This is a genomic window from Prevotella sp. tc2-28, assembly GCF_900107705.1.
Classification (GTDB): Bacteria; Bacteroidota; Bacteroidia; order Bacteroidales; family Bacteroidaceae; genus Prevotella.
Genome location: NZ_FNRE01000009.1, coordinates 103,874 through 127,694, shown reverse-complemented (window position 1 = coordinate 127,694; position 23,821 = coordinate 103,874). Strand labels below are relative to the sequence as shown.

The 23,821-nt window shown below is 49.6% G+C and carries 17 protein-coding genes and 1 tRNA gene; 5 read left to right on the top strand and 13 right to left on the bottom strand.

What is annotated here, in order from left to right; translation table 11 throughout:
- Nucleotides 1–226: 226 nt before the first annotated feature.
- Nucleotides 227–1,573 carry a replication initiation protein gene (locus BLU47_RS09410; protein WP_176780525.1) on the top strand — a complete coding sequence of 449 codons (1,347 nt, stop codon included), beginning with the start codon at nucleotides 227–229 and terminating at the stop codon, nucleotides 1,571–1,573.
- 437 nt (nucleotides 1,574–2,010) lie between these two features.
- Here BLU47_RS09410 and BLU47_RS09405 read toward each other — a convergent pair.
- Both BLU47_RS09405 and BLU47_RS09400 read right to left on the bottom strand, forming a co-directional pair.
- Nucleotides 2,011–2,084 (bottom strand) — tRNA-Ile (locus tag BLU47_RS09405).
- A 96-nt stretch (nucleotides 2,085–2,180) separates the two neighbouring features.
- Entirely contained in the window at nucleotides 2,181–4,505 is a 2,325-nt protein-coding gene (locus BLU47_RS09400) for a glycoside hydrolase family 31 protein (RefSeq protein ID WP_091961658.1), read from the bottom strand.
- A gap of 118 nt (nucleotides 4,506–4,623) precedes the next feature.
- Here BLU47_RS09400 and BLU47_RS09395 point away from each other — a divergent pair, with 118 nt between their 5' ends.
- From BLU47_RS09395 to BLU47_RS09385, 3 genes are read left to right on the top strand one after another with little or no spacing between them, the layout of a single operon-like run.
- The gene (locus BLU47_RS09395) at nucleotides 4,624–7,116 is read left to right on the top strand and encodes a calcium-translocating P-type ATPase, PMCA-type (RefSeq protein WP_091961656.1); all 2,493 of its coding nucleotides are present in this window, start codon (nucleotides 4,624–4,626) and stop codon (nucleotides 7,114–7,116) included.
- A complete protein-coding gene (ribF, locus tag BLU47_RS09390; protein ID WP_091961654.1) occupies nucleotides 7,101–7,958 on the top strand; it encodes a riboflavin biosynthesis protein RibF in 858 nt (285 codons plus the stop codon). Before BLU47_RS09395 ends, ribF begins: the two co-directional genes overlap by 16 nt.
- Nucleotides 7,955–8,761 (top strand): CPBP family intramembrane glutamic endopeptidase, encoded by an 807-nt coding sequence (locus BLU47_RS09385; protein WP_091961652.1) that lies wholly within the window; start codon nucleotides 7,955–7,957, stop codon nucleotides 8,759–8,761. Before ribF ends, BLU47_RS09385 begins: the two co-directional genes overlap by 4 nt.
- A gap of 167 nt (nucleotides 8,762–8,928) precedes the next feature.
- Here the strand turns inward: BLU47_RS09385 and BLU47_RS09380 are convergent, their stop codons facing one another.
- From BLU47_RS09380 to BLU47_RS09335, 10 genes are all read right to left on the bottom strand, one after another.
- Nucleotides 8,929–9,417, bottom strand: a complete 489-nt coding sequence (locus tag BLU47_RS09380) for a hypothetical protein (RefSeq protein ID WP_091961649.1) — start codon at nucleotides 9,415–9,417, stop codon at nucleotides 8,929–8,931.
- 49 nt (nucleotides 9,418–9,466) lie between these two features.
- Nucleotides 9,467–9,967 carry an RNA polymerase sigma factor gene (locus tag BLU47_RS09375; protein WP_091961646.1) on the bottom strand — a complete coding sequence of 167 codons (501 nt, stop codon included), beginning with the start codon at nucleotides 9,965–9,967 and terminating at the stop codon, nucleotides 9,467–9,469.
- 7 nt (nucleotides 9,968–9,974) lie between these two features.
- Entirely contained in the window at nucleotides 9,975–10,751 is a 777-nt protein-coding gene (argB, locus tag BLU47_RS09370; RefSeq protein WP_091961643.1) for an acetylglutamate kinase, read from the bottom strand.
- A 14-nt stretch (nucleotides 10,752–10,765) separates the two neighbouring features.
- Nucleotides 10,766–12,751: a DUF3857 domain-containing protein gene (locus BLU47_RS09365; protein ID WP_091961641.1), complete on the bottom strand. Its 1,986-nt coding sequence runs from the start codon at nucleotides 12,749–12,751 to the stop codon at nucleotides 10,766–10,768.
- Nucleotides 12,748–14,595, bottom strand: coding sequence for a DUF3857 domain-containing protein (locus BLU47_RS09360; RefSeq protein WP_091961638.1), 1,848 nt, complete (start codon nucleotides 14,593–14,595; stop codon nucleotides 12,748–12,750). The genes BLU47_RS09365 and BLU47_RS09360 overlap by 4 nt, the downstream gene beginning before the upstream one ends.
- A 6-nt stretch (nucleotides 14,596–14,601) precedes the next feature.
- Complete coding sequence (gene speA, locus BLU47_RS09355) at nucleotides 14,602–16,494, bottom strand: biosynthetic arginine decarboxylase (RefSeq protein ID WP_091961635.1); 1,893 nt, start codon at nucleotides 16,492–16,494, stop codon at nucleotides 14,602–14,604.
- Nucleotides 16,491–17,018 carry a shikimate kinase gene (locus tag BLU47_RS09350; RefSeq protein ID WP_091961632.1) on the bottom strand — a complete coding sequence of 176 codons (528 nt, stop codon included), beginning with the start codon at nucleotides 17,016–17,018 and terminating at the stop codon, nucleotides 16,491–16,493. The genes speA and BLU47_RS09350 overlap by 4 nt, the downstream gene beginning before the upstream one ends.
- Nucleotides 17,018–19,327, bottom strand: coding sequence for a type I DNA topoisomerase (topA, locus tag BLU47_RS09345; protein ID WP_091961629.1), 2,310 nt, complete (start codon nucleotides 19,325–19,327; stop codon nucleotides 17,018–17,020). The genes BLU47_RS09350 and topA overlap by 1 nt, the downstream gene beginning before the upstream one ends.
- 81 nt (nucleotides 19,328–19,408) lie before the next feature.
- A complete protein-coding gene (locus BLU47_RS09340; protein ID WP_091961626.1) occupies nucleotides 19,409–19,942 on the bottom strand; it encodes an NUDIX hydrolase in 534 nt (177 codons plus the stop codon).
- Nucleotides 19,942–21,396: a sialate O-acetylesterase gene (locus BLU47_RS09335; protein ID WP_091961623.1), complete on the bottom strand. Its 1,455-nt coding sequence runs from the start codon at nucleotides 21,394–21,396 to the stop codon at nucleotides 19,942–19,944. The genes BLU47_RS09340 and BLU47_RS09335 overlap by 1 nt, the downstream gene beginning before the upstream one ends.
- 434 nt (nucleotides 21,397–21,830) lie before the next feature.
- Between BLU47_RS09335 and BLU47_RS09330 the strand changes: the two genes are divergently transcribed.
- Nucleotides 21,831–22,646 carry an alpha/beta hydrolase gene (locus BLU47_RS09330; RefSeq protein WP_255402141.1) on the top strand — a complete coding sequence of 272 codons (816 nt, stop codon included), beginning with the start codon at nucleotides 21,831–21,833 and terminating at the stop codon, nucleotides 22,644–22,646.
- Between the two features lie 26 nt (nucleotides 22,647–22,672).
- Here the strand turns inward: BLU47_RS09330 and BLU47_RS09325 are convergent, their stop codons facing one another.
- Complete coding sequence (locus BLU47_RS09325) at nucleotides 22,673–23,815, bottom strand: TlpA disulfide reductase family protein (protein ID WP_091961618.1); 1,143 nt, start codon at nucleotides 23,813–23,815, stop codon at nucleotides 22,673–22,675.
- Nucleotides 23,816–23,821 lie beyond the last annotated feature (6 nt).

Here is a 23,821-nt window from a genome sequence, read left to right as displayed (position 1 = left end):
GAGAAAATGCGCTAAATGGTTGTCCCAGACGTTGACCCAAGAGCGGCGGGATGTGATATTCTATGAGAACAGAAATCGAACTTAGGAGGTTTTGCGCTTGTCTAAATAAGAAATCGTGACTTGGAAAATTAACATTCTTATTTTTATCATTACTGAATAGTTGTAGTAACTTTGCATCGAGAAATTCAAGCCATAAGGCAAACGTTTAACAGAAATGATCTTTAAAATGAAGCAGAAGATAGAAAACGAAGTCAGCTGCCTGAACCTTTCAGAGCCGATGAACATAACACTTCGCTATCCTGCGGTTGGTAAGATAACCCATGAGCAGGTGCGCTGGAGTAATGCAATCGTCAATTCGCCCGTCGTCTATGGACTGATAGAACGGAGGACGCTCTATTTCATTACAGGCGAGGTGAAGCACAAGTACACTGAGAAGAACCTTGGTGTGCCGGACAGCTGGAAGGATCTCTACTTCCATCTGACTGACGATGACCTGGGGCTTATCGGTGGTCAGAAGAATGTTCCTCGTACCTATGCTGCACTGCGAGAACTCGCAAAGAAACTGGTTCCCGTGATCTTCAAGAATGAGCAGGGACAGTTAATCAGGGGAGAAGTTCACTGGGTGGACTCGTTCTTCTATAATACAGAGACAGGTTTGTATGACGTGCGCGTATCGCCAGAGATTATGCCATACCTGATAGACATTTCCAAGAGTTTCACGACCTTCGACCTCGGAACGGCCATGCTGCTCAGATCGAAGTATTCGCAGAAGATGTATGAGCTGTGCAGCCAGTTCTGTGGCGATTTCCGATTCCTCGACAGTGGAGAGAAGGCATTGGGACATGTCTATAAGAAGAGGGTAGTGCCGATTCAGATGGAGGACTTCCGGCGCATCTTCAACCTCGATGAGGTGCGCGACCCAAGAACCAAGAAGATTATCACACCTGCCATCTACACCAGTTTTAAGGAAGTACGCCAGTTTATACTGGAAGCAACCCAGATGGAGCTGTTTGAACTGTATGCTGCCAAACACTCGAATCTCTGGTTCGACTTCCAAGAAGGGCCTCGGAAGGGGCGTGGAGGTAAGGTTTCATCGATATTTATCTTCATCTACACCAAGGATTTCCCCAAGGAAGGACTTGAAAAGCCCTGGCAGAAGGGTGACGAGCCACTTTCTCCATTTGAGGAGTATGCGGAGCCTGTAGAACACACCGACATCCATCAGCGAATGAGGGAGAATGTTTGGTACAATGCAGGCAAAGATGCCCAAGAGGTTGCCCTGCAGACGCTGCTCGGCCATTATCTGCATGAAGATGAAGTGCTTTATTACATGAAACAAATCCGCTTGAAGGCTGGTAGGAGCTACGATAGTTACATGCAGGTGATCCAGGTAATCCAAGACAAGGAGAAGCAGCCGAAATTCAAAAGTGGCACCGATGCATACCGCCGGAATAGCATCATCAAATATGCGCTCAGAGTTAATCTGAAGGAGTTCGGATGGTCATTGGAGCCAATGAATGCACCAACAAAACGCAAACAGAAGCCTATACAGCAGGATTTATTCTGCATGTAGATATAAGTTGTCCTTTGCGTCATATTTGATAGAAGAAGTACCCGTCACGCTCGAAAGCAGACCGCTTATGGCATTAGTTAAAAGTTCGAGGTCAGTTGACGGGCTTCTTTGTGTTTAATTCTTTTACTTTTTAAATGTCGAGTGCGAGTAATATAAGCATAGTGGATTTGCCAAGCCGAGATAACAATCCGACAAACAGAAAGACCGTCAGAATGGCCATTTTTGAAAATTTAACAGCACTGGTTCAAGGCGTTTTAGGAAGTCTTAATCTTCAAATAAACTATCACATGATAGCTAAAGAACGCTAAAAACGTTCAATTTTATTACTATTAGAAAATGAGTCTTTGTTCCCTGTTTGTTCCCAAAGTATATATAAGGGCAAAAAAAGAGAGTCACGCTTCTTGCGTAACTCTCTCAAAATCACCAACTTGATTTTGTGGACCAGCCAGGGCTTGAACCTGGGACCTCCAGATTATGAGTCTGTTGCTCTAACCAACTGAGCTACAAGTCCAGTGCTCGTAAAAGCGGTGCAAAGATAAGCAGATTCTTGCAAATCTCCAAATATTTTCCGAAAATAATGACTTTTATGCCTTTGCAAAGTGCTTTTTTAAGGTAAAGCAATCCGATGCCCATCGTATTCGACGGTCTTTGACGTACCGTCTGGGAAGACGATGGTAAACTGGCGCTTCTCTGTCATGCCGGGATAGCTACCCTGCCTGTCGCCAATGGTGAGCACACGATGGTTGTTGTCCCAATGGAAGGTGATTGTCGTGTAGAGCCCTTGTTCGTAATGATAGTTGTCGCCTTCGTCTTCATAAAGCGTGAAGTTGCCGTCGGCTCCCGGGTAGATACGGATTTCCAACTGGTTCCAAGGCTTCTCGCCAACATATTGCACTACTGGTGCCAGTAGGAGAATGGTGCCTGCTGCGACGAACATAGGAACGCGGTCGATGCTGGTCTGTAGTGTCACTTGTTGTCCGCCCTGATATTTTTTGTTGGTCCAGAAGTCATACCAAAGGGTTCCTTTAGGCAGATACTTTGTAGTCGATTTCGGATTGGTCCAGTCTGCTGTCTGGTTTTCGCCTGTTGCCTTGTTCTCCTTCCGGTCCCATCCGGTCATGGCATCTTCTTTGATAATCTGCTCCTGCGTGTACTGGGCTTCTAGGATGGGTGCTGCCAGGATATGGCGACCAAACATAAACTCGTCAGTTATGTTCCAGACGCGCTTGTCATTGGCATAGTCGGAGAATAGTGGACGCATATAACTGTCGTTGTTGCTGGTGACCTGCCAAGCAATGCTGTAAAGATAGGGTAGGAGGCGATAGCGCAGACGGATGGCCTTCTCTATGGCATCGTAGACGGGTTCCCCCTTCTTTCCAAACTGCCATATTTCCCTAGGGGCGTCAGCCCCATGACTGCGGAAAACTGGACAAAACAGAGCATACTGCATCCAACGGATGTAAAGTTCTTGGAACTGTGGGTTGCGAGGTGCTGATGCCGGACCATTTGTGTTGTAGGCATTGCAGAAGAATCCACCGATGTCGGTATTAAAGTTAGGGTTGCCGGTAAGCGTGAAGCTCAGTCCTGCCGGAACCTGCTTGCGCAGCATATCCCACGACGAAGCAACGTCGCCGCTCCACATATTGGAACCATAGTGTTGCTGGCCGGCAAAGGCAGAACGTGTCATGATGAACACACGTTTGCTGACCGATTGCTCTTGACGCTGTCGTTCATACACGCCCTTGACAGTTGCTAAGGGGAAGGCATTGCGCAGGGAGCGCCAGGTGCCTCCATAGACGGGGTGGGCATAGTCGCTCTCGGTAGGATAAAAACAGTCGGGGTCAGTTGAATCCATCCACCAGGCATCGGTGCCATAGTTGAAGAGCGTCTTCAGGTATTTCCAATAGATGGTACGTGCCTCGGGATGGAAGGCATCGTAGACCTTGACACCAGAGGGATAATCCATAACAGGGGGCCAAATGTGTGAAATTCCACTTTGGGGCCAGGTCTGGAAGGGCAGTAGCATCCCCTTCTCATAAAGTTCGCGATATTGACGAGTCTGGGGACCGAAACTGGCCCAGATACTAATCATGAAGTGGGCGTGTTTCTGGTGAACATTCTGTATCATCTGCGGACCATTGGCAAAATCTTCTGATAGAAAATCCATAGCGTTCCACAGATAGTTGGAGCCCCAATACTGCCAGTCCTGAATGATTCCATCCAGTGGAACCTGCAATTCACGATATTTGTCGACAATACCCTCTGTCTCACGAGCACTCTTGTAACGCTCCTTCGATTGCCAGAAGCCATAGGTCCATAGGGGGAACATAGGAACGTCGCCTGACAGGTGTCGCATCTGGGCTATCACGCCATCAGCAGAGCCGCCATACATGAAATAGTAGTCAATGCCTTTGCCTACCTCAGAGGTGAAAGACATACCGTTCTCGTCGTCGTCAAACTGTGTGGGCGAGTAGTTCTCCCAATACAGTCCCCATCCCTTGATGCTCTGAAGCACATTTTGAAAATCTTCCAGGTTTGACTGCTCCATGCGCTTATGCTCACCACGGCGGTTCATCTTGCCGTTTTGGAAAGTGCCCAGTCCGTAGACGGCCTCTTCTTTGTCAAGTATGAAAGTCTGACGCACCTGAGCGATATCATGGCTTTTCTCGCGCAGCAGCACTTTCCCTTTGGCTGTCAGGAATGTCAGACGTCCTTGAGTGTCCTGTCTCACAGTCAGTTGAGAACTGGATATACTGTTTCCTTTCCGAGTGACAACTACTGCCTCTGGTTTTGCTGTGACCACCATTGTTTTGGTTGGTTCACCTTTTGTTATGTGAACGATTGTTGGCGTAAAAAACTCAATTTTCACTTCCTGAGCCCAACTGGTTAGTGTGGCCAATAACAGCATCCAGCCTAAATGTCTCTTGTCCATATTTAACTAAATAGTAATGAAATAGTGTGCAAAGATACAAATTAATATGTATTATCGTTGTAAAAAAACATAATTTATTTTGCAATTCTATGCGTTTGCACTAACTTTGCAGACAATTATGAAAGAAAAGAATCAGGGACTGACCGCAAGAGAGGTTGAGCAAAGCAGGGTAAAGCACGGAGAGAACGTGTTGACACCACCCCGCAGACAATCGATGTGGCGGCTATATCTGGAAAAATACAACGACCCGATGGTGCGCATCCTATTGGTGGCAGCCCTTGTGTCGCTAGTTTTGGCATTTGTCAAGGATGACTATATCGAGACTCTAGGTATTATTGCTGCCGTTTTGTTGGCTACGACGGTAGGTTTCTACTTCGAGCGTGATGCTGCCCGCAAATTTGACGTGCTGACGCAGCTGGGCGAAGAACAGCCCGTGAAGGTGGTTCGCGATGGGCAGGTAGTAGAGATTCCACGTCGTGAAGTCGTAGTTGGTGATGTCGTCGTGGTGGAGACTGGAGACGAGGTGCCTGCTGACGGACAATTGTTCGAAAGTACAGATTTACAGGTAGATGAGTCGAGCCTGACGGGCGAACCAATGACTCATAAAGCGGTTCCAGTTGATCAGCAAGCGGTAAACGGAGAGGCTTATCCTAAGGATATGATGTTACGCTCGTCTATGGTGATGGGCGGTACAGGACGATATGTGGTGTCTGCCGTTGGCGATGCCACGGAGATTGGTCATGTAGCGCGACAGGCTACGGAGTTGACGGGTGTGAAGACACCGTTGAACATACAATTGGACCGGTTGGCTAAGTTGATAAGTAAGATAGGCGGCGTGGTGGCAACAGCCAGTTTCCTGATATTCCTCATACATGACATGCTGACCAACGACCTGTGGCAGACTGACGACTACCTAGGTATGGTTGAAGTGGTGTTGCGTTACTTCATGATGGCTGTGACACTGATAGTGATGGCTGTGCCAGAGGGATTGCCGATGGCGGTGACGCTGGCGTTGGCGCTGAACATGCGACGTATGCTGAAGTCGAACAATTTGGTACGTAAGTTACAGGCTTCTGAGACGATGGGTGCTGTCACAGTCATCTGCACAGACAAAACCGGTACACTGACCGAGAACCGTATGACGGTAAGTGATGTAAGAAGAACGAAGGAGGATAGAATAGGTGATCCCTCCGATCTCTTCAAAGCTATTGCCTTGAATACGACGGCAACTCACGAAGTGGGCAACCCGACGGAACAGGCTTTGCTACGCTGGTTAGTCAGCCAAGGTGTGGACTATGAACAGCTGCGTGAAGAGAACCCGATGACAAGTCGTGAACCGTTCTCTACAGAGCGAAAGTATATGTCGACAACCGTTGGTGATGTGACCTATATTAAAGGTGCCCCAGAAATCGTGATGGAGAAATGCAGTATCGAAGCTGATATGCGTCAGCAAATGGAAGCGCAGCTGCGTGACTGGCAGCAACATGCCATGCGTACACTTGCCATTGCACAGGATAAGACGCTGTTGGCCATCGTCGCAATCAGCGACCCATTGCGAAAGGAGGTGCCTGAGGCCATTGGACAGTGTCGCCAGGCAGGCATCGATGTCAAGATAGTAACGGGCGACACGTCGGCAACTGCGCAAGAGATAGCCCGTCAGATAGGTATAGAAGGGGATGTCATGACTGGCAGTGACTTTGCTGCCATGAGTGACGAGGAGGCACTTCAGCGAATAACGTCGTTGAAAGTGATGTCGAGAGCCCGTCCTACCGATAAGCAACGACTGGTATCCCTCTTGCAACAACAAGGCGAGGTGGTGGCTGTCACTGGTGACGGAACCAATGATGCACCAGCCTTGAACCGTGCCCATGTAGGACTGTCATTAGGCTCTGGTACGAGTGTGGCCAAGCAGGCCAGTGACATCACGCTGATTGATGACTCGTTCCGGAGCATTGTACAGGCCGTGATGTGGGGACGTTCGCTGTATAAGAACATTCAGCGCTTTGTCTTTTTCCAGTTGGTAGTCAATGTGACGGCACTGTTGTTGGTTCTTTTTGGTTCACTGATAGGAACGGAACTGCCACTGACCATCACGCAGATACTATGGATAAACCTGATTATGGACACGTTTGCGGCAATGGCACTGGCTTCGTTGCCCCCCAGTCGTGAAGTGATGCACGAGCGCCCTCGTAGTCGTGATGCCTTTATCATCACGCATGGTATGATGCGAGGCATAGGATTCATCGGTGGTCTGTTTTTCATTTTCATGGGTTCATTGCTCTGGTATTTCGAGCGTGTGGCGGGTGTTGACGATGTGGAGCTGACAGTGTTCTTTACCATCTTCGTCATGTTGCAGTGGTGGAACTTGTTCAATGCCCGTATGCTGGGCTCCACCCATTCAGCATTCCGTCGTCTATGGGCTTGCAAAGCTTTTTTGATGGTGCTGATGTTGGTCCTGGTAGGCCAATGGCTCATCGTCACCTTTGGCGGACAGATGTTCCGCACCGTCCCCCTCAGCTGGCAGACATGGCTATATATATTCATTGGTACGTCGCCCGTATTGTGGGTAGGAGAAGTTTATAGGAGGGTAAAAGGATGGAAGGTTATGTAGCAACGATAGGCATGTTTGACGGTGTACACCGTGGTCACCAGTTTGTGTTACACCAGGTCGTTCAGGCGGCTCGTGAGCGAGGGTTGCATTCGTTAGCTATTACTTTTGACCATTCGCTGCGCCGTGAGCAGGTGCTTACATCATTGGACGAGAAACTGGCACTCATCAAGGGTACAGGCATCAATCGTGTGGAGGTGTTGTCGTTTACGGACGCACTAAGGCAGATGACTGCTTATGACTTTATGCGACAGGTGTTGTTGCAACAACTGGGTGTCAAGGTGCTGCTGACGGGATATGACAACCGTTTTGGTCGGAACCGTGAGGACGGTTTCGAAGACTATGTGCGCTATGGTCGTGACATGGGCATTGAGGTCTTACAACTGCCTGCCGAGGGTGAGGTCAGCTCGTCGCTTGTCCGCAAACTGTTGGCTGAAGGCCATGTTGCTGAGGCTGCTGAACTCTTGGGGCGTCCTTATCAGTTGATTGGTCATGTCGGTCATGGTGAACATATCGGTACGCAGCTTGGTTATCCGACAGCCAATATCACGCCTGATGAGCCCTTACAGCTCATTCCCAAGGCAGGTGTCTATGCCGTCAAAGTACAGCTTCCGTCGTCCTTCCATCCACATAAGGGCATGATGAATATTGGAACACGTCCCACTTTCGGGCAACATCCTCAGACATTGGAAGTGCATGTGTTCGATTATGAAGGGGACCTCTATGGTGAACAGCTCCGCCTGATATTCTCATCGCGTTTGCGGGGTGAGCGTCGCTTCGAGAGTGCCGAAGCACTGGTGGCACAATTGAAAAAAGATATGATATTAGCAAAGAAACAATCATGAAGAAGGCAATCAGTTACTTACTCATATTCATGGGTATTCAGATTATCGGAGGCGCTACCGTTCCTCTTATCTGGCGCCTGGTGACAGGCAATAGCGACCAGACTGCAGGGTTGCTTATTACTATGGCAACCGTTAGTGCGGTACTTTCTATCGTCGTGTTCCTAGCCCTGCGTTACACTCTCGTGTCGCCCAACTGGTTGCGTACGCAGCCTTGGACGGTGCTGACATGGAGTGTCATTGCAGCCTTAGGTGCCCTCATTCCGTCGGCATGGATACAGGAACAAATCCCTGAGATGCCCAACCTGATGGAGCAGGAGTTCCAGTCTATCCTGAGTTCACCTTGGGGCTATGTTGCTATTGGGCTGCTTGCTCCTTTGAGTGAGGAGATGGTCATGCGTGGTGGTGTATTACGCATGTTGCTCGGATGGAGTAGTGAACCCTATGAGGAGGCTGAGCGGGTGAACAAGCACTTGCGCCCATGGACTGCCATAGCCCTGTCGGCTTTGTTCTTTGCCCTCATTCATTTTAATCCTGTACAGATGCCCCATGCTTTCATCATCGGCTTACTGCTGGGTTGGATGTACTGGCGTACGGGTTCTATCCTGCCGGGTGTGGCTTATCATTGGGCAAACAATAGTGCAGCCTTTGTATTCAGTGCTTTCTATCCCAACCCGGACATCAAGCTTATAGATGTGTTCAAGGGTTCTGAGATGCATGTCTATCTGGCTGTGGCTTTCTCACTGCTTATCCTGCTGCCCTCTCTTTACCAATTGCATCTGTGGATGCGTCGGGTTGAGCGGTGATGTTTCACGAAAAAAGAGAAATCGAATGGGCTGCCTCTGACACGTCAGACAGGCAGCCCATTCACCGTTAGTATGTTATGAAAAATTTGAGAGATTGAAACTTCACAGTTTCGCTTGGTGTTTTAACTAAACATGATTAAAATATAGAGAAAGCATAGAAAAATTCGTCAGTCTTTCGATTGGTTGGGAATCAGCACTTGTGTGCTGTCCACTGCCTTGTCGATGATGTTCTCGGCTTGTATGGGACTGCCCACATCGACAGTGTCTATCTGGAAGCTGGTATAGTCGTTGACAGGTGCATTCCAGCTCTTGTCCCACGGAGCCTGCAAGGCTCCACCGAGCGTGAGGATAATCGCAATGACAGCAGCGGCCTTGAAGAGGGGCATCATCCGTTGGGTGAGCTTGACCTCCTGGGCCTTGACAACCTTAGTTTCCTTGTTAGCTGTCTGCTCGTTTTCAATCATTGCTAAGATACGGGCATCGAAGTCGTCACCGAGTTGCTCGTTGGCATCAGCCGTGAAGAGCGCACGCCACTGCTGCATCTCTGCCGGGATATTCTCCTGACAGAAGAAGGTACGCAGTATGCTTTCCTCTTCCAAAGAGGTTTCTGCGTTGAAATAACGCTCCATGAGCTGCTCGATGTACTTGTAATCCATATCTTTTATTGGGTTCTCTATATTCAATGACGTTTGTTAAAACAAAAAGTTACAGAATAGATGAAATTTTTTCTTTGATGGTTTGGCGAGCCCTGAAAATATTGACTTTTACCTGCTGTTCAGTAATGTCGAGAATGGTGGCGATGTCGCGATAGCTCTTGCCTTCGATGTCGCGCAACTGCATGCAACTGCGCTGCTTTTCAGGTAGCTGGTTTATAAGTTTACGCACCAGTTGGATGCGGTCGTTCATGACGGCTTGTTCTTCTGGGTTGGAATAGTGACTGGAATCAGTAGGATCTATGCTGATATCGAGTGTCAACGCTTGATTGTCCATACGGCGTAGTTTATCGAGTGCCAAGTTACGGCAGATGGTTAGGCAGAATGCCTCCATCGATTCGATTTTTTCCCACTCCTCGCGTCGGTTCCATACTTTCATCATGGTTTCCTGTACCACGTCTTCTGCCTCCGCATGGTTTTGAGTGATGCGGAGTGCCAGTCTGAACAGTTCGTTCTTCAAGGGCAATACGTGGGTTTGGAAACTTTTGGTCATTCTCGTCTTATTTCTTGATGATGGTGCCGTGCAGTCCATCAATGGCTGTAGCCAGTGTGATGATGACTTTCGAAACACCGGCATCAACGGCATGCAAAGCGTTCTCTATCTTAGGCAGCATACCGCCGCTGATGGTGCCGTCGGCCTTGTAGCGTTCAAAGTCAACATGGTTGATGGTGGCTATCACACTGTCGTCGTCATCAGGATTGCTGAGTACGCCTTTCTTCTCAAACGAGAAGACGAGTGTCACGTCGTAGTGGGCAGCCAGTGCTTTGGCCGTCTCTGAAGCGATGGTATCTGCGTTGGTATTGAGTATGTGTCCTTCGCCATCATGCGTCAAGGGAGCCATCACGGGGGTGATGCCTGCTTCTATCAGTCGGCTCAGCATGTTGCCGTCGGCTTGGTCAACATCACCTACAAAGCCGTAGTCCACACCATTTTTCAAAGGACGTTTATGGCTACGGATGACATTGGCATCAGCGCCTGTTAGTCCCAAAGCATTCACACCGTTGGCTTGCAGACGGGCTACGAGATTTTTGTTCACCAGTCCGCCATAGACCATCGTCACGACTTCCAGCATGTCGGCATCGGTAATGCGTCTGCCTTCTACCATTTTGGTTTCGATGCCCAAGCGCTCTGCCATCTTTGTGGCCTTCCTTCCGCCACCATGTACTAGAACCTTCCGACCTTCGATGGCCGAGAAGTCACGTAACAACTGAGAGAGCTGCAGTTCGTCCTCGACTACAGCACCTCCCACTTTTACTATTGTCAGTTTCTCTTTCATCGTATTATAATCGTTTACTTTTTCTTGATGACCAACATGTCTTTACTACGGTTAGCAAAGAGTTCGAAAAGTTGTTTAATCATGTCGTACTCGTTATTCTCGTAGTTGACTTTGGTAAGTCGGAACTGACAGGTAATGGTAACCATGCGTTCGTCAGCGGACTCATAGAGGATGTGTCCAGTTATACTCTTGTCTTTTGAGAATACTCTGATGTTCTGTGGCATTTCCTCTAGTTTCCATCCCTCGGGTAATGTCAGTTGCAGAGACGTATTGAATGCCTGTTTGTAGGGGAATTCTATAGGCAGCAAGCGCTCTTTTTCAGTGAACGGATTGTTGGTAATGGGAAATGAGATATAAGGATTTAAATATATGTGGTCACCAGACGTTTCACCTTGTTTGGTAAATTGAATAGTCTCTGTGACATTAGGTGCAAAGTCACGTAATCCCTCTATGTTACACTGGCTAATCTTAATGCCGTTATCAGAAGATTTGCGAGCAATGAAAGCAGAACTATCGGTGACCGAATGGAAGATATCTCTTTCATTGGCAGCTGCATTGCCGGAATAAAGCGTCTGAATCTCACCTTTCATTTCTCCGTCAGCGGATAGCGTGGCCTTGACAGTCATCATGGTACGAGCCTCTCCCATCTTTTGCAGGTCAACCCATTGTCCTTCTTTCCCTTTTTGGATGATTCGTGCCCTATCCGTATAAAGATTGGCGGGCAATACATTAATATAGCCATTTACCGATGAGGCATCGATGTAAAGCCATGAACTGCCATAAGGAATGCCTACAATAAAGGTGCTCAGCTTATTCAAAGTGGGGTAGGTCTTTGGAATTCGTCCGTGCTTGCGCGTGCTCATGACGACAGGATAGGCTTTGACGCCAACATCGCCCAACATGTTAATGAGCATCATGTTAAGATCTGCATTCGTCCCATTTCTTTTCTTGGCAATCTCAGAGAATGATTTTGTCAGCAGTTCATATTCACCGTCCCAGGCCAGTCGTTGTTGCAAGAACTTGAAAGTAGCTGCCACTTTTTCCTTTAAATCGGTTATCTCACTGATTCCGCTTGTGGCCAGTTCATCACGATATTTGCTGTGTTTATACAACTTATGACCAAAATCAGGATGGTCAAATAGAATGTCGTCTATCTGTTCCCATTTTCTCTTCATGTCACGATAGCTTCCATCAAACTGATTGATCCGTTGCAACTCAGCTGTTATCTTGGTAAAATAGTCGTGGACATTCCAAACATAATCGTCTTTCTTAAGACCCTTTAGGTTCCGTCCAGTACAATTGTAAATATTGGTAAGACACTTGCTTTGTTTCGTCATGTTGCCACTATTGCTTTTATAGGCTAGCGAACCTGCAGTAACGGTGCTCTGTAATTTCTGTAGTCCTGAGTATTCCACGTTATAGATAAAGATGGAAGGAATCTCAAGCCGATAGTTGGCAAAAGCAACGGGAATCTCTGCACTGGCATACCAGTCGTGAATGTGGTAGAAAACATTGCTGTGTAGTTTGTACTCATATTCAACGACAGTGCCTACCTTTACCTGTGGAATGGCAATTTTGGCCAGCATATAGTCTTTGTCAATACGCTCAGAGTAAATTTGATCTATTCCGATTTTTGTCTTCTTCACTTTGCCGTTCTCCAGATTATAGGCTGTGGCTTTGAAAGATGTGAATTCTTCTTGGGAATAATTCTCATTCAGGTTGGATATATAAGGAATGCTGATATTAGCATACTCCTTACCCTCTTCTTTCAGGATTTTGATACGTGTTTTAACCTCATAGTCAACGAGGAAGTTGAATGAGTCCATCGTGTAATTTACATTAGTTAGGTGGCAAAGTACAACGGCAGATGCTTCCGGGTCTTGTTCATAGACGATCATTTGCATCTCTTCGTCAGTTGGTTTGCCGAACTTCAGGTTCTGTGCTTCAATAGTTGTCCAGCCCAGTGTCAGGCATGCCAAAAGGAATAATAGTTTTCTCATAGTGATAATTTTTTCAGTATTATTTTTTGATTGTAGATGTTGCTGATTGATTGCAGGAACTCTGTGAGTTGTGGAAAGAGTGACTTGTCAAACGTCCCCGACTTCATTAACAGGTGATTCTTAACATGAATAGTCTTATCGTTTTTCTTTATTGAGAATGAGAATGAGGCGAAGGGTTGTTCGATGTTAATGTCCTTGGGGCAAGCTTCAATAGCGTATCCCTCTGGAATGGTGAGTGTGATATCGTCCTCGTCTTGATAGCCCAATTCCAGCCAGATATCCTCTTGACGTCCTGCCGTGTCGTTGGGTACAGAGTAGCCGTGATGTAGTGGACAGATGGGCACAAAGAGCCGTTGTCCTGTCTGGTTAGCATATTTCTGGCTTTTGATTTCCGTGTCCATTGAAATTCTGGCACCATTCTCGCTGATGTCAATGCGGTTGATTTCAGTCAATGGGGCATAGACAATCCGTGGAAGTATCTTTTGGCGATCCTTTTCATTCATCTTAGTCAAAGGGATGCGATCTTCGTATTGTCTGTTGAAGGTCTCTTGTGACACCTTTAAGTCTGCAGTTCCGTCTTGGGAGAGATGGATATTTACGGTGCTTCGCATCAGATTCGTGCTGTCTGCATATAAGGGCAGACGAACAAGTCTGCCTCCCTGTTCAGTAATTTCAATGGCATCATGTCCGGCAATGTCCTCATGCACATAGCCCATGGGCAACTGAGGATTGGTACATTCCAGCCAAAGCGTATCGTTGGGAAGTGGTACCTGTAGGATAGCGTGGTTCATCTGGCCAGCACAGGTGTAGTCTTTCATAAACCTGCGATTGGTGGTGCTGATGAGTATGTAGTTCGAGGCAATACCCACCTCTTTCAGCATAGCGCGCATATAGTTCGTCAGACCTTTACAGTCGCCGAATCCGCTTTTATAGACACTGGTGGCTGTGGCCGGCTTCATTCCGCCAATACCCAGAAGGATGGCCACATAACGAGTGGTCTTGCCAAGATGCCGGTAAAGAGCCTCCACCTTCTCACGGTCTGTCTTCATGGTGTCTGTCAGTTGATGCAGTTGTTGACGGACATTTTCAGGCAGGACATCAAGTCCTTGGATGAGGCTGTATTGCCATAGACCAAGGTCTTTCCAGCTGCGTTGACTTCCCTGTGTGCCATAGTACGTGAAGTCAGCAGGGGCAAACCGTGCCATAGGAACCTTCTCCCTCAGCGGACGCGAATAGGGCTCGTTCTCCAGCATAGGCAAGTCGTTGACTTCAAGAGTGAGGAGCTGGGTGTATTTCGCACTTTTGTCGATGTTCACCTCGCTCGGAATGTTCTGCTGTGCATGGAGAATGGTCATGCTCTTCGGAACTTTAAGTCTATAGCTTGCTTTCTTGACACTGACGTCATAGCTTGTCTGGGGGCAGAAGCGAGGAAATGTTATCAGGTCATCGCGACTGTCAATGGTCCATTCGTAGGTAATGGTAACAGGATAAACAGGTGGTGCATAATCAAGATACATCGTGTAGTCGTCAACGGCAAGATATGGGGAAATCTCGTTCTTTTGCAACTCACTTTCTTTTAGTTTCCTGATAACACGTCCATTGGCATCCGTCACCAGACCTTTAAAACTGGTAAGCTTGTCCTTGTCACTGCAAGAACAGGCGAAATTTGCCAAAGAAGCCCCTCCTTGTGGGTTGAGGATAGTAACGACCTCTTTATAGTGAGTAATAGCATGGGTGGGACCGTCGCAGACAATATCTGTCACAGATTCCTCGATGACTGCCTTTTGTGCGTTTATAGGCAGCATCATGGTTATCAAAAGCCCAATCAACAGACCCTTTTTCATTTAAGCTTACTCCAAATAGGTGTAACCATACAGTCCTGAGCGGTAGTTGGAGAGGAACTCCTTGCCTTCTTCGAGCGTAATCTTGCCTGCCTTGACACTCTTGGCTACCCATATCTCTAACTGTCGAACCAGTTTCTTGGGATTGTATTGCACGTATTCCAAAACTTCCTCCACCGTTTCACCGTCGAATATCTGGTCGATGTGATAGTGGCCATCCTTCACGGAGATATGGACGGCTGTGGTGTCTCCAAACAGGTTGTGCATGTCGCCTAAGATTTCCTGATAGGCACCAACGAGGAATACGCCCAGGTAATAGTTCTCATTCTTCTTTAGTGCGTGGACGGGCAGTGAGTGCGAGTTATGGCGGTTGGTAGCAAAGTTGGCTATCTTACCATCTGAGTCACACGTGATGTCCTGGATGGTGGCATTACGAGTGGGGCGCTCTGTCAGTCGCTGGATAGGCATGATGGGGAATACCTGGTCGATAGCCCATGAGTCAGGCAGCGACTGGAACAGGGAGAAATTGCAGAAATACTTGTCTGCCAGCAACTTGTCGATGTTCATCAACTCTTCCGGCACGTGTTTCAGGTTCTTGGAAAGGGCATGAATCTCATGACAGACGCTCCAATACATGGCTTCCACCTCAGCTCGTGTCTTCAGGTCTACAATGCCATGAGCAAACAAGTCGAGCACCTCTTCACGGATTTGTTCCGCGTCGTGCCAATCTTCCAGCACGTTGCGTGGTGTTAGGTTGTCCCATATCTCATAGAGGTCTTTTACCAGTTGGTGTGAGTTCTCGTCGGGCTCAAACTCCTCCGGCATCTCGGGCAACGAAGCCGTCTCCAGCACATCGATGACCAGCACGGAATGGTGGGCAGCCAGTGAGCGCCCGCTCTCGGTAATCAGGTTGGGGTGGGGCAGTCCGTTCTTGTTGGCGGCATCCACGAAGGTGTAGATACAGTCGTTGACATACTCCTGGATGCTGTAGTTGACAGAACTCTCACTCGATGGTGAGCGTGTTCCGTCATAGTCAACACCCAGTCCGCCGCCACAATCAACAAAGTCGACGTTATAGCCCATCTTATGCAGCTGCACATAGAACTGTGACGCTTCGCGCAAGGCAGTCTGGATGCGACGTATCTTCGTAATCTGGCTGCCGATATGGAAGTGGATGAGACGCAAGCAGTCGCGCATATCTTTTTTGTCCAGGAGATCCAGTGCCTCCAACAGTTCAGCACTTGTCAGCCCGAACTTGCTGGCGTCGCCACCGCTTTCTTCCCATTTTCCGCTGCCCGAGGAGGCCAGCTTGATGCGGATACCGATATTGGGACGGACTCCCAGCTTCTTTGCCTCACGGGCAATAATCTCGAGTTCGTTCAGTTTCTCAACGACGATGAAGATGCGTTTGCCCATCTTCTGAGCCAACAGGGCGAGTTCAATATACGACTGATCCTTATAGCCATTGCAGATGATGATACTGTCGCTCTGGCACTGTACTGCGATAACGGCGTGTAGCTCTGGTTTGGAACCGGCCTCGATGCCTAGGTTGAACTTGCGTCCGTGCGAGATGATCTCCTCGACTACGGGCTGCATCTGGTTGACCTTGATAGGGAAAACCACGTAGTTTTCTGCCTTGTATTCGTATTCCTTGGCGGCTTTCTTGAAGCAGCTCCACGTCTTTTCGATGCGGTTGTCAAGGATGTCTGGGAAACGAAGCAGCACAGGTGAAGTGACATCGCGCAGTGACAGTTCGTCCATTACCTCACGTAGGTCAATTTGTGTACCGTCTTTACAGGGAGTCACAAAGACATTGCCCTGTTCATTGATACCGAAGTAGCTGGTACCCCAGCCATTGATGTTGTAGAGCTCCTTGGAGTCCTCAATCGTCCATTTCTTCATATCTTCAGCAGTTCACGTATATTTTGTACAGATAGCTTTATCTTGTCATAGTCATCCATCAGACTGACATCCAGCGAATAGCGTGCCTTCGTGTAGAACGGTTCACGCTCTTTTAGGTGCTTCGTGATGTAGGCAATCAGCTCTTCCGGTGTCTTGTCCTTTAGCAGGGGGCGTTCAACCTTGGCCATCAGCAGGTGTTTATACAGTACTTCCGGGGTGGCTTTCAGGTAAACCACGTCACCTTGTTGGTTCAGGTAGTCCATATTGTCAAAGAAACAAGGTGTTCCGCCTCCGCAGCTGATGATGACGTTTTCAAATTCTGCCACTTCGTGCAACATGTTGTATTCGATTTTACGGAAGCCTTCCTCGCCTTTCTCTGCGAAGATCTGGGACACAGTCTTTCGCATACGGCTCTCAATGTACCAGTCCATGTCATAGAACATCATGCCGGTCTCTTTGGAGAGTGCCTTGCCGATGGTGGTCTTTCCTGACCCCATGTATCCGATGAGGATGATGCGTCGCATTATGATTTGCTGTTTTGCTTTTCTATAATTTCCATACACTCGTCATAGGTCAGTTCTGCTGCACGACTATGCAAGGCCTTTGGCATTCGGTAGTTCTTGCCGTCGTAAGCCAGATAGGGACCGTAGCGACCATTGAGCACTTCCAGTTTCATGTCTTCCGGGAAGGTCTTCATGTGTTTCTGGTTCTCCTGGAGACGCTTCTCATTAATCAGGCGGATAGCCTCGTCGAGTGTGACGGTCATGGGGTCAGCGCCTTTGGGCAGGGATGTGTACTTCTTCTTATGGAGAATATAAGGACCGAAGCGTCCGGCACCGATAACGACGGGAGCACCTTCGAAATCACCTACTGTACGGGGCAACTTAAACAGTTCCAGCGCCTCTTCCAGGGTTAAGGTCTCCATGCTCTTGTCGCTGGGCAGTTGGGCAAACAGGGGCTTGTCAATGTCCTCTGCACTGCCAATCTGGACGACGGGACCGAAGCGGCCTATCTTGACGAAGACGGGCTTACCGCTCTTGGGATCTTTGCCTAATTGGCGCTCACCGGCCTTGCGCTCCTGGCGGGAGTTCATAGTCTTCTCTACGATGGGTTCGAAGGTCTTGTAGAAGTTCTTCATCATATCGGTCCATTCCTCGTCGCCTTCCGCAATTTTATCGAAGTCCTGCTCTACCTTGGCGGTGAAGTTGTAGTCCATGATGGTGGGGAATGACTTCATCAGGAAGTCGTTGACAACGATGCCGATGTCGGTAGGCAGCAGCTTACCCTTGTCGGAACCCGCCATCTCCTTGCGCTGCGTCTGCTTGATCTGCTTGCCTTTCAGCGTGTCGATGGTGTAGATTCTCTCCTCACCTTTCTTGTCACCCTTGTGAACGTATTCACGTTGCTGGATGGTCGAGATGGTAGGAGCGTAGGTAGAGGGTCGGCCGATACCGAGTTCCTCCAGTTTATGTACTAGCGAAGCTTCCGTATAGCGTAGCGGGCCTTGGCTGAATCGCTCTGTTGCCTGTATCTCGCGACGTGTCAGTTCCATGCCTTTCTTCAATGGAGGCAGGATGTGGCTTTCTTCTTCCAGCTGTTCCTCATCGTCAACGGACTCGCGGTATACTTTGATGAAACCGTCGAATTTGACTACTTCACCCTGAGCGACAAACTGCTCATCGCTGCCGCTGACAGCAATGTTGACAGTAGTCTTCTGAATCTCAGCATCAGCCATCTGACTGGCTATGGTGCGCTTCCAGATGAGGTCGTAGAGCTTACGCTCCTGAGCCGTTCCCTCTATCTCGGTACGATCCATATAGGTGGGACGGATAGCCTCGTGAGCCTCCTGGGCACCCTTTGAACTGGTGTGGTACTGGCGCACCTTGCTATATTCCTCGCCATAGAGCTTGACAATCTCATCCTTGCTGGCATTGATACACAGGGCAGAGAGGTTGACGGAGTCCGTACGCATATAGGTAATCTGTCCGTGCTCATACAGGTGTTGGGCAACCATCATGGTCTGTGATACGGTGAAGCCCAGTTTGCGAGCAGCTTCCTGTTGCAAGGTAGACGTGGTGAAGGGAGGTGCGGGAGTGCGTTTTAGCGGCTTGTTGCTTACAGACTCGACGGTATAGGTGGCGTCGATGCACTGTTCCAGGAACTTCTGCACCTCTTCATGGGTCTTCAGTCGCTGGGCGAGTGTGGCCTTTACCTCAGTTTGTGAACCGTCAGCATTAGCGATGGCAAAGGTACCGCTGACACTATAATATGGCTCGCTGTTGAACTCTTGTATTTCACGCTCACGCTCTACAATCAGACGGACGGCGACGCTCTGTACGCGACCTGCTGAGAGGGCGGGCTTCACCTTGCGCCACAGGACGGGCGACAGTTTGAAACCTACCAGACGGTCGAGCACGCGGCGAGCCTGCTGGGCGTTTACCAGATTCATGTCCAGGTGGCGTGGTGTTTCGATAGCTTTCAGGATAGCGGGTTTGGTGATCTCGTGGAATACGATACGGTTGGTCTTCTTCTCGTCCAGTCCCAGTACTTCACACAAGTGCCATGAGATGGCTTCTCCCTCGCGGTCCTCATCGGATGCGAGCCATACTTTCTCTGCCTTTTCAGCGTTGGACTTCAGGTCCTTGACCAGTTTTTCTTTCTCTTCAGGGATCTCGTATTCAGGTTTGAGCGTGTTGGTGTCAATGCTCATCTCCTTCTTTTTCAAGTCGCGGATATGGCCGTAGCTTGACATTACCTTATAATCGCTGCCCAGGAATTTCTCAATGGTCTTTGCCTTGGCAGGAGACTCTACTATCACTAAGTTCTTTTGCATATCTCGTTATACTTTTATTTCATTACGGGCTGCAAAAGTAGGCAAAAGATTTGGTTACACCTTATATATATAGTGGTTTTTTTATTTTCTTAACTTTTCGCGAAGGAATCTGATGACGGCATTGCGGATGCTGGTCAGCCCGAATTCGGCGGGATTTACCTCGTTGATGGGTATCCACATGGCCTCTGCGGCATCGTCTTCCGCGGTGACGGGGATATGGTCGCCGTGGACGCGCACCAGGTAGTCCATGTCGAGGGTGTGGACCCCCATGCCACTATACACGTAGACGTTGGGTGACGAGAACAGGTACTGGATGTCCGTCACGTCCAGTCCTGTCTCTTCCTTGATTTCGCGTATCATGCCCTGTTCCACGGTTTCGCCCATGTCGCAGAACCCGCCTGGGAGGTCGAGTGTTCCCTTGGCAGGCTCTTTTGCCCTGCGCACCACCAGCATCTCATCGTTGTCATTCACGATAAAGGCTGCCGTGGCAGAGCACGGATTGGCATAGTAGGTGAATCCGCAGTCCTGGCAATGCTTGCTCTTGAAGTTGTTGACCACGAAATGCCGACTGCCACAGACGGGACAGTATTTGAATTTCTCTAAGGGATGTTCCATTACCAGTTGTCTGTTCTGAAGGGGAATAGGGGTAGTCCGCCGGCGTTGGCAAGGTTGCCCAGCTGCCAGTTGCGGAAACAATAGCGCACGGCAACGGGCTCTTTCACGGCATCGCTCTTGATGACGATACACTCATCCCAGTAGCCGCCGCCCGGCTGCCAGAAATGGCTAGCCTTGGCAGGATGGAACACGTGGTCGGCACCTGCCAGTTCGAAGCCCTTGATGTCTTCGAATCGGCTGATGGCTCCGCATTCGTTGTTGAGGTGAATCATCGCGGTGTCGCCCTTGACCTGCATGTCCTTGTACGATGGACTCTCGCAGATAACGGACTGCATGCCGTAGGTCTTGTTCAGCGCCAGGAAGGCCAGTCGCTCACCCACCTTCTGCTTCTGGGCAGGGTGAATCTGTGTGCCCTCATAGGGATAGACGGCATCGTTGGTGCAGACCAGTCCGCTGTTGGGAATAATCTGCGAGGCGCGGAACTGCTGTTCCTGCAGCAGGGCGTTCCATGTGCCCTGCTTGTCACCGCTGTCGAAGGGGGCTATCTGTACGAAGTAGAAGGGTATCTCGCCCAGTTTGAACTGCGCGCGCCACTGTTCCACCAGCAGTTTCAGTCGCTCGGAGTATTGGTTGCCGGGGTCTCCCACGTTCGAGCAGCCTTGGTAGAACAGGATGCCCTTCACGGTGTAGTTCAGGATGGGGTTGAACGTGCCGTTGCCCCACACCAGTGCGCGATGGTAGTCCCATTCTTTCTTGAAGTTCACGATGCCCATCGAGTCGGTAGGCTCCTGCGTGTATTTCTTCAGGTTCTCCTTGGTCAGCCAGCTCTCCACGCGCGTGCCGCCCTTGTTGGCTTCAATGAGTCCGATGGGGATGTCGAGCGCTTTGTTGACCATTTTGGCAAAGAAATACCCTGTTGCGGAGAACTCTGCGACGGTCTGTGGCGAACACTCGCGCCACTGTGTGTCAGCATCCTCCTGTGGTGTCATGCGCATGATGCTGGGTATCTTGGCTGAGCGCACCTGGCGCTTGCCGGCGGCATTGATAACCTCCTTGTTGTAGTTCAGCACGGGACAGTTGCCGAAGCCCTTGACGGGCATTTCCATGTTCGACTGTCCGGCACATACCCACACCTCGCCCGCGAGCACATTATTGATAGTCACCTTGCCGTCACCGTCGTCGAAGGTGATGCTCAGCGGCTCGTAGCTCGCCTTGGGCGACTTCACCGTCAGCAGCCATCGTCCTTGCTTGTCGGCTTTTGCCTCAGCCTTCTCTTTCGACCATGACGTGGTGGCTACCACCTTGCTGCCCGCCTTGGCCCATCCCCACAGGCGCACGTCCGTCTGCTGTTGGATTACCATGTTGTCACTTACCAGGTGGGGCAGCTTCACCTTGGCTTGACCGCCCATCACCATTGCTGCCAGTGCAGCCATCAATGCTATTCTCTTGTTCATGTTAGTAGTTTTATTTCTAAACAATGGTGCAAAATTAATAAAAGTCTGGCGAAAAAGAAAATAAAACAGAAAAAAACAGTCGAGGGTGGATATGGTTGATGATAGGTATTAATGGTAGCAATTGTTACTATTAATTCTAGCAATTGCAAGTATTAATGGCTGCAATTTGTACTATTAATAGTCATATAAGTTTTATACAGTAATACAGTTTATATAGTGTAATATAGGTATTTTCACGCGTACCGCGTGCGCGGTACGCGTGAGAATACCTTTGGGAAATACTGTATTTGTTGTATCTTCTGTATTCAAGATACATTGAAGACTGCAAAGATAGTAAATTTTTGGGGCATTTCCAATTAATTGACTGATTTTTTCTTTTCTCTTTGTGAAATAGGAAGAAAAACAGTATCTTTGCAATCAGAAAACCAGATGATATGAGACAATTACTTATTTTTGCAATGATGTTAGTGGCAACAGCGGCTAACGCACAGAAGCCGATAGAGATGAATTTGTGGCCCGACGGTCCACGTGTGAGCAGTGGCGACCCGGAAGACCAGGCTAAGATATGGGTGTACTTGCCCGACAGCAAGAAGGCTACGGGACGGGCGGTGGTGTGCTGTCCGGGCGGCGGCTACCAGCATCTGGCGATGCAGCATGAAGGTCACGACTGGGCTCCGTTCTTCAACGGGCAGGGCATTGCGCTCATCGTGTTGAAATACCGTATGCCCCATGGCCACTACCAGGTGCCCCTGGAGGATGCGGAGAAGGCGATGAAGGTGGTGCGCGGACATGCTGACGAGTGGCATATCAACAAGAAGGACGTGGGCATCATGGGATTCTCGGCAGGCGGTCATCTGGCCTCGACGCTGGCTACCCACTCGTCGGGCGATGCTGCGGCGAATTTCCAGATACTGTTCTATCCGGTCATCTCGATGGAGCAGGGCACCACCCATCAGGGCTCACGCGAGAATCTGCTGGGCAAGAAGCCTAAGCGGAAGGAGGTGAATGAATATAGCAATGAGCAGCGTGTCAGCAAACACACGCCGCGAGCCTTTATCGCACTGGCCGGCGACGACCGCTCGGTGCCTCCAGCCAACAGTCTGAGCTATTATGAGGAGATGCGCAACAACAAGGTGCCTGCGACTATGCACATCTACCCGGAAGGAGGCCACGGCTTCGGCATCCGCCAGTCGTTCCCCAGTCATCTGGAGATGATGATGGAGCTGAAAGCGTGGCTCGGAAGTTTCTAAGTACTTTAGAGGTGAGAGGTTTTGGCTTAGAGCAGGTTTTTAATAGCCTGCTCTATGTCTTTGATGGTCTGTGAGCGACCTACGAGGTTGTTTCCACGGTCGATGAGGAAGAACTCGGGCACGCTCTGCACGTTGTAGAGATTAAGGATGGACGAGTTGAGGCCCTGGTCCTCGCGAACGTTGATCCACGGGAGGGCAGCCGTCTGCTGCTTCCAGAAGTGCTCGTCGGGGTCGAGGCTGACCTGATAGATCTCAAAGCCCTGATCGTGGTATTTGTTGTAGAGCTCGCGTAGCAAGAGGATGCGGGCGGGCGACTCGTTGGTGGCAAAGACGTGGAAGTCGAGCAGCACGACCTTGCCGGTCAGCTGGTTCAGGTGGCGCAGCTGTCCCTTGTTGTCGTTCAGCGCAATGTCGATGAGTCCGGCAGCCTGAATCTTGCTGGCATCGATGGTGCGGGCGCTGTTAGCCTCGCTGATGCGCACGTTCTTCATGCCCTCGATGGCGATGTTGTGCAGGTTGGCACCGCGCTCGGCGTTGGGGTAGTAGGTGTCCCAGCTGGTGGCGACGGCGGCATACACCTTGATATCGTCCTTGTTGGTGCGTGGATTGAAGAGCAGCATGTTGCCCAGCGTCTGGAAGAGCGCGAAATAGGCATACGACTTGTCGGGAGCCGGGAAGATATACTGCTTCTTGACCTCGTCCTTGTATTGCTGAATCATGTTGAGGATGCTGTCGTTCGACTGGTCGACGGTGAGCTGCTCGTTGTTGCTGACAAGGATGGCACGGCGCTGGAGGTCCATCTGCTTGAGGGCGAGCTCCTTGATTTTCTGACAGTTGTCGGAACCGCTGACCTCGTATTGCGTGGCCATCTGCGGATAGGCAGCCTTGACGGTCACCGTCTCGGTAGAGTCGATGGCGACGTTGATAATCTGGTCGCTGATGCGCAGTCGGTAGAACTCGGGAGCCTCCGTAGCCTCGCCGCTGAACGAGAAGCTGCCGTCGGCACTGAGCTTGACGGAGTCGACAGGTGTGATTTCGCTGATGCCGACGTTCTCCAGATAGAGCACGGAGTCTTGTGCCTCGGTGATGTTTCCCTCTACGTGAAATTTCTTTTCGCTGCACGAAGCCATGCCCAGCAGGGCCAGTGCCATGATAACATATTTCTTCATTTGTTG